Raw genomic sequence first — 11,726 nt, 5'->3', positions numbered from 1 at the left:
GGACCTTCTCGGCGGTCTCCTCGAGCGGGCCGGGCTTGCGGGCGACGAGCACCAGGTTCAGCCCCGCCTTGCTCAGCTCGTCGGCGAACGCGGCACCGACGCCCTCGGAGCCGCCGGCGATGACGGCCCAGGGGCCGTACTGCTTGACGTCGATCACGAAAGTTCCTTTCCGGCTGACTTAGTGGACGATCGGGCCCGGGACCGGGGTGTCGTCGAGGACGGTGAGGCGGCCTTCGGTCGCGGCCCACGTGATCGTCTCGGCGAGTTTCGCGCAACCGCGGCGCGGCGCCCCGGGCCCCCCCCGCTTCGTCGTGTTCGGGTGCGCGACGGATGTCACATCTGCGCATCGACGTCCGCATTGTCGGTATCAAAATGCTGTTGAACAGCATGAATCATCTAGGTTTCGAAAGCCTGTACATTTGGTGAGCGGCTACCCAGGGGTGCGTGGGGCCGTGTGAAACTTGCTCGAATCCGACCGCTGGGTCGGCAAGTGTGAAGGGGGAGTTGTCGGCGGTGCTCGTTGCATTGCGCGAAGTGTCGGCGTGGGGGCCGTGAAGCGGTCCGTTGCTGTAACGAACATCGACTGAAAACTCGATATGTCTGGTGTGGCTTTGTCATGCCCAGGACAGATCAGAGATGATGAATCGTTCTGGCTCATAGCGGGTGGATGAGATCGGTGCAGGCTTGTAGCGCGGAAGAGTGCGCTGGAAGCGTGTACGTAATGGTGTGGAAGAGAGGCTGTGGGCGTGAATTCGCTGGGAAACGGAAAACTGGAGAGCGGCAAGTCGGAGGTCGGCAGCTCGCCGGAAGACGGTCAGCGATCAGGCGCATTTCCACTCTCAGCGGCCCAGCTCGGCATGTGGTTCGCGCAGCATCTCGATCCTTCGGTACCCGTCAATATCGCTCAGTACGTCGAATTGCGGGGCGCGCTGCAACTGAACGTGCTTCGGGAATCATGCGCCGACGCCGGCCGTGAACTGGGTTCGGCATTCGTGCGGATCTTCGAGGTCGACGCACAGCCCTTCCAGGTCATCGACAACACCCTCGACGACTCGGTTGGTTACGTCGACGTACGCAGTGAAGCCGACCCGCACGACGCCGCAATGCGGTGGATGCGCGCAGACCGTAGCCGCCCGATCGACATGCTCGAAGACCGATTGATCTCGGCGACCATTCTGCGGCTCGGTCAGGACCGTTACTACTGGTACACCCGGGTTCACCACACGATTCTCGACGGTTTCGGAGCGTCGACCTTTGTCACGCGGGTAGCCGAGTTGTATTCCGCTCGGGTCGAAGGCCGCGAACCGACGCCGAATGAAGCTTCCGACTTGCGGGACGTGTATGAGATCGACAGCAAGTACCGTAAGTCCAACCGATTCGACACCGACCGCGAGTACTGGGCAGCAAAGATCGCCGACCTCGATGAGGTCTCGAGTCTCGCAGGCCGCAGCGCTCCGCCGGAACCGGTCAGTCGGATCGACAGTGCGGCATTGTCCAATCACGTCGAAGCGTTGCTCGCTCGCTTCCTCGAGCGGGTCGAGAATACGACGGTTGCGGGTGCTGTTGTTGCGGCCTTTGCGGCATACCTGGCGCAGATGACTGGGCGCGAGGACGTGTCGTTGTCCTTGCCCGTCTCGGGCCGAACCACCGCAGTGCTTCGGCGATCCGGCGGAATGGTCTCCAACGTCGTGCCGTTGCGACTGAAGATCACGGCCGAGACGACGGTGCAAGAACTCCTCGACAGCGTCGGCAGCGAGATGTCGGGCGCCTTGCGTCACCAGCGCTATCGCCACGAGGACATGGTCCGTGACGGTTCCGGCCCCGGTCAGGGCGGATTCTTCGGCCCGTGGATCAACATCATGATGTTTTCCACGGAACTTGCTTTCGGTCCTCTGGTGGGCGAATTGCACATTCTGTCAACGGGTTTGATTGAAGACCTCGGTGTCAACCTGTACCAGAGTGTGGGTGAGTCGCGGACTCACATCGACTTCGAATCGAATCCGAATCTTTACTCCGCTGCGGAAGCCGAACGTAATCATTCGCGGTTCGTGGAGTTCCTCGAAAAGTTCATCTCCGCCGAAACCAGTCGCCGAGTCTGGGACTTGTCCGTTGCGTCCGACGAGGAACGTAAGAGGGTTGCCCTCTGGAATCGCACCGGCTATCACGTTCTCTCCCAGTCTATTACCGATCCCTTTGAACGTCAGGTCGGCAAGACTCCCGACTCGACTGCGCTGATCTTCGAGGGGAATTCACTTACCTACGCGGAGTTCGACGCCCAGGTCAACGGGCTGGCACGCAAACTGATCGCCATGGGTGTAGGTCCGGAATCGCTTGTCGGCCTGGCAATTCGACGCTCTCTGGACCTGATGGTGGGCATGTACGCCATCGCGAAGGCCGGCGGAGCCTGGGTGCCGGTCGACCCTGATCACCCGGCAGATCGAACCGCGTACATCCTCGATTCCGCTCGACCGGTGTGTGTCTTGACCACTGCCCGGGATGCGGTCGACTTCCCGCTCGGAACCAGAGTCCTCGAGATCGACGGATTTACCGAAGCCGAACTCGACACCCGCCCCGTCGTCGATGCGGATCGTCTTGCACCACTGCGGTATTCGAACACCGCGTACGTCATCTACACGTCAGGTTCGACGGGACGCCCCAAGGGCGTGGCCGTCACTCACGCGGCAATCAACAATCAACTTCAGTGGATGAATGCCGAGTACCAACTCGGCGTTTCCGACGTCTACCTGCAGAAGACGGCCACGACATTCGACGTCTCCCTGTGGGGATTCTTCATGCCGCTCCGCGTCGGTGCGACTCTTGTGATCGCGACGCCGGACGGCCATCGCGACCCGATGTACGTCGCGAGCAAGATTGCCGAACATCGCGTCACCATTACGGACTTCGTGCCGTCGATGCTCACGCTGTTCACTGCCAATGCCCCTGCCGGATCGTGTGATTCACTGCGCCACGTCTTTGTCATCGGTGAAGCGCTCCCGCCGGAAACAGCCGTTGCATTCCGTGAACTGTGTGGTGCGCGTCTGCACAACCTGTACGGACCCACCGAAGCCGCAGTGTCCGTGACGTACTACGAAGCGTGTGCTGCAGATACCACGTCGGTTCCGATCGGGTTGCCGCAGTGGAATACTCAAGCCTACGTCCTCGATGCGCACGTACGCCCCACCCCGATCGGGCAACCGGGCGAACTTTACCTCGCAGGTATCCAGTTGGCTCGCGGATACGTCGGTCGACCCGACCTCAGTTCCGATCGTTTCGTGGCAAACCCCTACGGCCCGGCCGGTGAACGTATGTACCGCACCGGAGACCTCGTGCGGCGGCGTGAGGACGGCAACCTCGACTACATCGGGCGTACCGACTTCCAGGTCAAATTCCGCGGTCAGCGAATCGAACTCGGCGAGATCGAGACCGTGTTGCTCGCGCATCCGGATGTCTCGCAAGCCGTGGTCCTGGTGACGCAGACACCGACGGGCGACCAGCTGGTCGGCTACATCGTTCCCAGCCCACGGCGCAGTATCGAATCTTCAGTACTCAGTGAATTCGCAGGCCGAAGCCTGCCGTCGTACATGGTTCCGGCTGCGCTGATGATTCTGGAAGCGCTGCCGCTCAACACGAGTGGAAAGCTGGATCGGGCCGCGTTGCCCTACCCGGTGTTCGAAAGCGCCAAGCAGTACCGCGAACCGCGCACCGAGGCCGAGCGGGTCGTTGTCGACGTCTTCGCAGACGTTCTCGGCGTCGAACGGGTCGGCATCGACGACGACTTCTTCGAGCTCGGTGGAAACTCGCTCGTTGCAACACAACTGGTGACCCGCGTCGGGTCAGCACTGGGCGTTCAGCTCGGAGTCCGCGAACTCTTCGAATCGACCACGGTGGCCGCTCTCGCTGCCCGGGCGGAATCGGTGGCGGGGAGTGCCAAATCGGTTGCACCGCTGACTGCGAAACCGCGCCCTGACGTGATTCCGCTGTCGTTGGCGCAGCAGCGCATGTGGTTCATCAATCGTTTGGACCCGTCGACGCCTGCCTACAACCTTCCTTTCACCGTTCGGTTGACGGGATCCGTCGATCCGGCAGCGCTGCAGGCGGCTGTCATGGATCTGCTTGCGCGCCATGAGTCATTGCGTACCGTTTATCCCGACGTGGATGGCACTGCGCAACAGGTCATTCTGCCGATTGAGCGCGCTGTCGTGGAGTTGAATCCGACCAAGATACGCAATTCGAATCTTGATGCTGCACTGGTCGCCATCGCCGCGCGCGGTTTCGACGTGACACTGGAGATTCCGGTGCGGGTCGCATTGTTCGAAGTGTCGTCGACGGACTTCGTGCTCGTGATGGTTCTGCATCACATCGCAGCAGATGGACTGTCATTCCGGCCCCTGGCCCGCGATCTTCTTGTCGCCTATTCGGCGCGAAACGAGAATTCCGTGCCGGCCTGGATGCCGTTGCCGATTCAGTACGCGGACTACGCGTTGTGGCAGCGCGAGGCGTTGGGTTCCGAGCACGATCCACGCTCCGAGTCTGCTCGCCAAATCAGCTACTGGCGGACTGCTCTGTCCGGTCTGCCAGACCAACTGGACTTGCCGACAGACCGACTGCGTCCAGCCGTCGCGTCGAATCATGGTGCAAAGCACCATTTCCGGATCAGTGAGCGAACAACACGCAAGCTCAACGAGTTGGCGCGTTCGAATAACGCATCGCTGTTCATGGTGTTGCAGGCGGCCTATGCGGCGTTGCTCAGCCGTATCAGTGGGACAACAGACATTGCGATCGGTGCCCCGATCGGCGGACGTGGTGATCAAGCGCTCAACGACGTGATCGGTATGTTCGTCAACACCCTGGTACTTCGCACCACGGTTGATCTCGACGAGCCCTTCGTCGATCTCATTCAGCGAGTTCGTGATTCGGGTCTAGCTGCATATGCGCACGCCGATGTTCCTTTCGAGCGACTCGTCGAGGCACTCAACCCCCCACGTTCTCGTGCCCGCCACCCGTTGTTCCAGGTTGCATTGACCGCCGAGATCAGTGCCAAACGCGAACTCGAGTTCTCGGGTGTGAAAGCGGTGGCCGCAGAACTCGAGGTGCCGATCGCGAAGTTCGACATGGAGTTGATGATCTCCGAGGGAAACGACGGGGCAGACGGATTCGACGGTCTGGAGGCGACTCTCACATACGCGACTGATTTGTTCGACGCGTCGAGCATGGAGAAGTTCGCGAACCGCTTGGTGCGCATCGTGAATGCAGTAGTGGAAGATTCGGCCATCAAGGTCGGAGATATCGCGGTGTTCGGCAAGGACGAAGCGTCGCAGGTGCTCGACTGGTCGGTCGGTTCACGAACTGCAGCCCCCAGCTCGTCCATTCTGTCTGCGTTCTATCGGAGCGTCGACTCCGACCCGTCCGCCGTCGCAGTATCGGATCAGACACGAGTGCTGACCTACGAAGAGTTGGACAGCCGGTCGACCGTACTCGCCCGGCGTTTGGAGACTGCCGGCGTCGGCGTCGGTGACGTCGTTGCTTTGACGGTCACTCGGTCGTGGCAATGGGTCGTGGCAATGTTGGGTGTTTGGAAGGTCGGAGCTGCCTACGCTCCTATCGATCCGAGCTTTCCTCATGAGCGTATTCAGTCCATTCTCGAAGACACCGATGCGTCGTGTGTGGTGAGTGCGCAGGCCGTCGATCTGAGCATCCCTGTGCTCGTTGTGGAATCCGAGGATTTCACGGACGGCGCCGTGATCCGTCCGATCGACCCGTGGGTTGGTGCGAGGGCGAAAGATCATCTCGGATACGTGATTTCGACCTCCGGCTCGACGGGTCGTCCGAAGCCGACGATGGTACCCATGGGCGGCATCGAGAACACCGTCACGTGGTACCGTTCCGAGCTCCGGGAAGCCGGGCCGATTCTTGTTGCGTCTTCGCCGAGTTTCGACCTGACACAGAAAAACGTGTGGGCAGCGCTGGCCAATGGAGTGCCGCTCCATCTGAGTGGAGCCGGCTTCGATCCTCAGGAGATTCTGGCGACCATCGAGGCCGGTGGCGTTCGTGTAGCGAATATGTCGCCGAGTGCTTTCATCGCGCTTTCGGATGCGGACCTCGACGGAGTGTTGTCGCAATTGGATGTTGCGTTCCTCGGTGGTGAACCCATCCAGATCTCCCGGTTGGCGCATCTCATGCGCGACGGTGTCCGGATCGTCAACAGCTACGGACCGACCGAGGCTTCCGACGTTGTTTCGGCTCTTGCGGCGACCTCCGAACACACCAGTGGTGTCCCGATCGGAACGCCGATTCCGAACATCGACTTGTTCGTACTCGACACCCGGTTGCATGCCGTTCCGGCAGGAATGATCGGCGAACTCTATGTGTCGGGCGTCGGTGTCGGGCGTGGCTACGGTGGTCGATTCGACGTGACGGCTGAGCGATTCGTCGCCAATCCATTCGGGACCGGCGGTTCCAGGATGTACCGCACAGGCGACCTCGTTCGATGGAATGACCAGGGACAGTTGGACTACGTCGGACGTAGCGACTTCCAGGTGAAGTTGCGTGGTCTGCGTATCGAACTGGGTGAAATCGAGGCTGCCCTCGTCGCCCTCGACGCGGTAGTCCAAGCGGTTGTGTTGATGCACAGCGACGAGCGACTGGGCGATCAGCTCGTTGCGTATGTCGTGGGCGACGGTCAATCGGCGATTGACCCGGACGCACTTTCTCCGGCTATCGCGGCGACGCTGCCCGAGTACATGATCCCGTCGTCATTCATGATCGTGGATGAAATTCCGCTCACGTCCAACGGCAAGCTGGATCGTCGTGCGCTCCCAGCTCCCGTGTTCGAGGTTCGCAATTTCCGTGCACCCACCACACCGGTCGAAGAGATTGTCGCGCAGGTGATTGCGGACGTCCTCGGTGCGGAACGCGTCGGTCTCGACGACGATTTCTTTGCACTCGGTGGAAACTCGCTGATTGCCACGCAGGTCACTTCCCGGCTGGGCAAAGCCCTCGACACCTCGGTGCCGGTTCGGATGTTGTTCGACGTCTCGACCGTCGAGGCACTTGCTGCACGCCTCGAGGTTCACGCGGGCAGCGGCGGGCGCAGAGCGCTTGTCGCGCACGCTCGTCCGGCTCACATTCCGTTGTCGCTCGCGCAGCAACGCATGTGGTTCTTGAACCGATTCGACAATGATTCCGCCGCGTACAACATCACCTTTGCATTGCACCTGACCGGAACTCTCGACGTCGTCGCAATGGAACGGGCACTCGAGGACGTACTGGCCAGGCACGAGGTTCTTCGTACGGTCTATCCCGATACGGATTCCGGGCCTGTCCAGTCGGTTCTCGATGCCGCACAGATTTTCCGAGGTCTGGATGTTGTCGACGTCGACGAATCGGGTCTCGAAGACAGCATTGCCGCAGTAGGTTCCACGACGCTCGACATCACCGTTGACGCACCGATCCGCGTCCGATTGTTGACGCGCAACGACAACGAGCACGTTCTGGCGATCATGGTTCACCATATCGCAGCCGACGGTTGGTCGATGGCGCCGTTGGGTCGAGACGTCATGATCGCGTACTCCGCGCGCAAGGACGGCATTGCGCCGCAGTGGCACCCACTGCCGGTGCAGTATGCGGACTACTCGCTGTGGCAGCGTGAGGTACTCGGATCGGAGGATGATTCGGCTTCGTTGATGTCGCAGCAGATTTCGTTCTGGACCGAGACCTTGTCGGGCCTGCCCGATCAGATCGAGCTTCCCCTCGATCGTCCTCGTCCAGATGTTGCGTCGATGCGTGGTGAGCGATTCGCCTTCGAGATCTCGGCTGATGTACATGCCCGACTCGACGCCGTTGCGCGCGAGAACAATGCAACTCTGTTCATGGGGCTGCATGCTGCGCTCGCAGTGCTGCTCGCGAGACTGAGTGGAACTTCCGATATCGCCGTGGGAACGCCGGTGGCCGGTCGAGGCGACCAAGCTTTGGACGATCTTGTCGGGATGTTCGTGAATACCCTCGTATTGCGGACGGATGTCGATTCGTCCGCGCCGTTCACGGATCTGCTCCAGACCGCCAGTGATGTAGCGCTGAGCGCGTTCAGCCACGCCGACGTACCGTTCGAGCGACTGGTGGATGTCCTGTCGCCGACACGCTCGCAGGCCCGGCATCCTCTGTTCCAAGTTGTACTGTCTTTGCAGAATCTGGCGCAGACTGAGTTGGAGCTGCCTGGGCTGGCAGTCAAGGCTGTCGAAATCGACACGACAACAGCGAAGTTCGATCTCGAACTGTCGGCTACCGAGTCGATCGGCGTGCACGGAGAACTGCAGGGCATCTCGGCAGAGTTCACTTACGCAGCCGACTTGTTCGACGCAGACACCATCGAAGGCTTTGCTCAGCGTTTGATTCGCATTCTGGAATCCGTGGTGGCAAACCCGGCCGTTACTGTCGGCGACATCGAGATCCTCGACTCCGATGAACGACTGACATTGACCGATGTGCATGGTCCCGAGGGCATTTCGGGAACTCTCGCGGATATTCTCATGAACGCCACGTCCGTGAATCCTGCCGCGGAGGCCATCCGCTACGGCGACGTGACGATCACGTACCAGGACCTCGATGCACGTTCGTCCCAGTTGGCACGTGTCTTGATCGCTCAAGGCGTCGGGCCCGAAGATCGAGTGGCCATTGCTATTCCGCGATCTGCCGAGTCAGTCCTCGCGCTGTGGGCGGTGGCCAAGACGGGTGCTGCATTTGTGCCGGTCGACCCGACGTATCCGGTAGACCGCGTTGCACACATGGTCTCCGACTCCGGTGCTGCGCTTGGTCTCACGACAAGCAGATTCGCGTCGACGCTTCCGGCCGCGACAACCTGGATAGCACTCGACGAAGCCGAATTCGAGGAAACCCTCGCCGCGCAGCCCGCGACTTCGATCGGTGTTCTGGAATTGCGCGCGCCGATTCGCGAGCAGAATGCTGCCTACGTCATCTACACCTCCGGCACCACCGGGCTTCCCAAGGGTGTAGTCGTAGACAACGCCGGTGTGGCGAACTTCTGTGCAGAGCAGGTCGAACGTTACGAGTTGAGCGCTGACGCCCGGACTCTGCACTTCGCGTCTCCGAGCTTCGACGCGTCGGTGTTGGAACTGTTGATGGCTTTCGGTGCCGCATCGACCATGGTGATTGCGCCGACGAGTGTCTACGGCGGGGCCGAACTGGCGCAGATCCTGCAGTTGCACTCTGTCACTCACGCATTCATCACACCGGCAGCATTGGCCTCCGTGGACCCTGCTGGCCTGGACGCACTGAGGGTTGTTGTTGTCGGCGGTGAAGCCAGTTCCCGGGGACTGGTGTCCAAGTGGGCTGTGCCGCTGCCGGATGGTTCGGTACGCGGGTTCTTCAACGCCTACGGCCCCACCGAATCTACCGTTGCCAGCAATATCAGTGACACGCTGACCGCGTTCGATCGCATGAACATCGGTGGACCTGTCCGTGGAATGTCTGCGCGCATCCTCGACGACCGTATGCAGCCGGTACCGGTCGGGGTTGCCGGCGAGCTTTACGTATCGGGCATTCAGGTCGCTCGGGGATACCTGGGGCAGTCGGGACTGACATCCGGCCGATTTGTCGCCGACCCCTTCGGTGGCTCCGGCGATCGCCTCTACCGCACCGGTGACATCGTCCGGTGGATCGACGGTCGCACCGTGGAATACGTGGGCCGCAGCGACTTCCAGGTGAAGATTCGCGGATTCCGCATCGAACTTGGCGAAATCGAAGCAGCGTTGTCTCGTTGTGAGGGTGTCGCACAGGCGGTAGTCCTGGTCCGTGCCGATGAAGAATTCGGTGATCGACTGGTCGGCTACGTGGTATCGGAAGCCGGATCCGTAGTCGATCCGTCCGCTGTGATCGAATCCGTCTCGAAGTTCCTCACCGGCTACATGGTGCCGGACGCCGTCCTCGTTCTCGATTCCATTCCTTTGACCACCGCCGGTAAGACCGACACCAAGGCGCTGCCGGCCCCGGCATTCGAGGCCAAGACTTACGCAGCGCCGGTCACTGCTAGCGAATCCACTGTTGCGCAGGTGTTCTCCGAGGTGCTCGGTGTTTCACCGGTGGGCCGCGACGACGACTTCTTCGACCTCGGTGGCAACTCGTTGGTCGCTACTCGAGTTGCAGCCAGGTTGAGTAACGCCCTCGATACCACTGTCCCCGTCCGCGCGTTGTTCGAGGCCTCGACGGTTGCGACATTGGCGGCTCGGCTCGAGGTTCACGCAGGGTCGGGTGCTTTGGCGGCGCTGGTTCCGCAGACGCGTCCCGCACGAATTCCGTTGTCGTTGGCGCAGCAGCGCATGTGGTTCCTCAATCGTTTCGAACCAGAATCTGCCGTCAACAACATTCCGATTGCAATCCGGATCGCCGGTGCGCTCGACGTGGATGCCCTGAGCCAGGCGATTCGCGACGTGATCGGGCGCCACGAAGTGCTGCGCACCGTGTACCCGGACATCGACGGTGTCGGGTACCAGGAGATCCTGCCGGCAGATGTAGCTCTCGAGCTGGTTCCGACGGCGCTGACAGCCGCTGAACTGCCCGAAGCAGTGGAGGCATTGGCGACAACACCCTTCGACGTGACGGCCGAGATTCCGTTGCGCGCAGCGCTGTATCGAGTTGATTCAGCGGATTACGTACTGATGTTCGTGGTCCACCACATCTCCACCGACGGTTTCTCGATGGGACCGCTTACCCGCGACGTCATGGTCGCGTATGAGGCACGTACCCGTCACAGCGTTCCGGAGTGGGCGCCGTTGCCGGTGCAGTACGCGGATTACACGCTGTGGCAGCGCAGCGTTCTCGGTTCGGAGGACGATTCCGAATCGATCATCGCGAAGCAGATCGCGTTCTGGTCTGCAGCGCTTGCTGATCTGCCCTCGCAGTTGGATCTGCCGAGTGATCGCACCCGCCCCGAGGTTGCATCAGGACATGGCGCCACTGTGTCCTTCGACCTCGACGTTGACCTGCACGACGCAATCAACGAGCTTGCACTGCAATCCAACTCCACACCGTTCATGGTCGTGCACTCGGCGTTGGCCGTACTGCTGTCACGATTGACGGCGACGACGGATATCGCGATCGGAACTCCGATTGCCGGTCGCGGAGACGCGCAGCTCGACAATCTGATCGGCATGTTCGTCAACACGTTGGTGCTGCGTACCGAGGTCGATCCGTCGATGTCATTCGTGGAATTGCTGGCTTCGACACGTGAAGTGGATCTGCAGGCTTTCGCGCACGCGGATGTTCCGTTCGAGCGCCTCGTCGAGGCCCTCGATCCGGTGCGCTCGCGCGCGCACCATCCGCTATTCCAGATGGCGTTGACCTTCCAGAATCTGGAGCAGACCACTCTGCAACTCAGTGATGTCGCAATCACTATCGAAAATGCAGACTTGGCGTTGGCCAAGTTCGATCTCCAGCTGACCATCACAGAAAGAACAAACGAATCCGGCTCTGCTGCCGGTATTTCGGCGTCCTTGACATATGCGACAGATCTGTTCGACGAATCCACCGTGACGTCGTTCGCTGATCGGTTCGCCTCGATCTTGCGTGTGGTTTCTGCCGATCCGAGTGTGGCTGTCGGTGATGTGGATGTCCTGGCTGCGGGTGAACTGGATCGGGTGCTCTCGTGGAGCGGTGTCGGTGTTGATTCCGGTGTTTCGTCGACGTTGCCGGCGTGGTTCGAGGGTGCGGTGGCG

General features: G+C 60.9%; 2 protein-coding genes. One reads left to right on the top strand and one right to left on the bottom strand.

Annotated features, from left to right (window positions below; all coding sequences use genetic code 11):
- Positions 1-157: SDR family NAD(P)-dependent oxidoreductase (locus QM600_RS25625; protein ID WP_283264519.1), on the bottom strand; the 157-nt coding region annotated here is incomplete at its 3' end.
- Positions 158-746: 589 nt separating this feature from the next.
- Between QM600_RS25625 and QM600_RS25620 the strand changes: the two genes are divergently transcribed.
- A partial coding sequence (locus QM600_RS25620) for a non-ribosomal peptide synthetase (RefSeq protein ID WP_283264511.1) occupies positions 747-11,726 on the top strand: 10,980 nt, incomplete at its 3' end.

Source organism: Rhodococcus sp. IEGM 1379 (assembly GCF_030056815.1).
In the GTDB taxonomy this organism is placed as follows: Bacteria; Actinomycetota; Actinomycetes; order Mycobacteriales; family Mycobacteriaceae; genus Rhodococcus_F.
The sequence above is the reverse complement of the archived record's forward strand: the minus strand, read 5'-3'. Positions and strand labels throughout refer to the sequence as shown.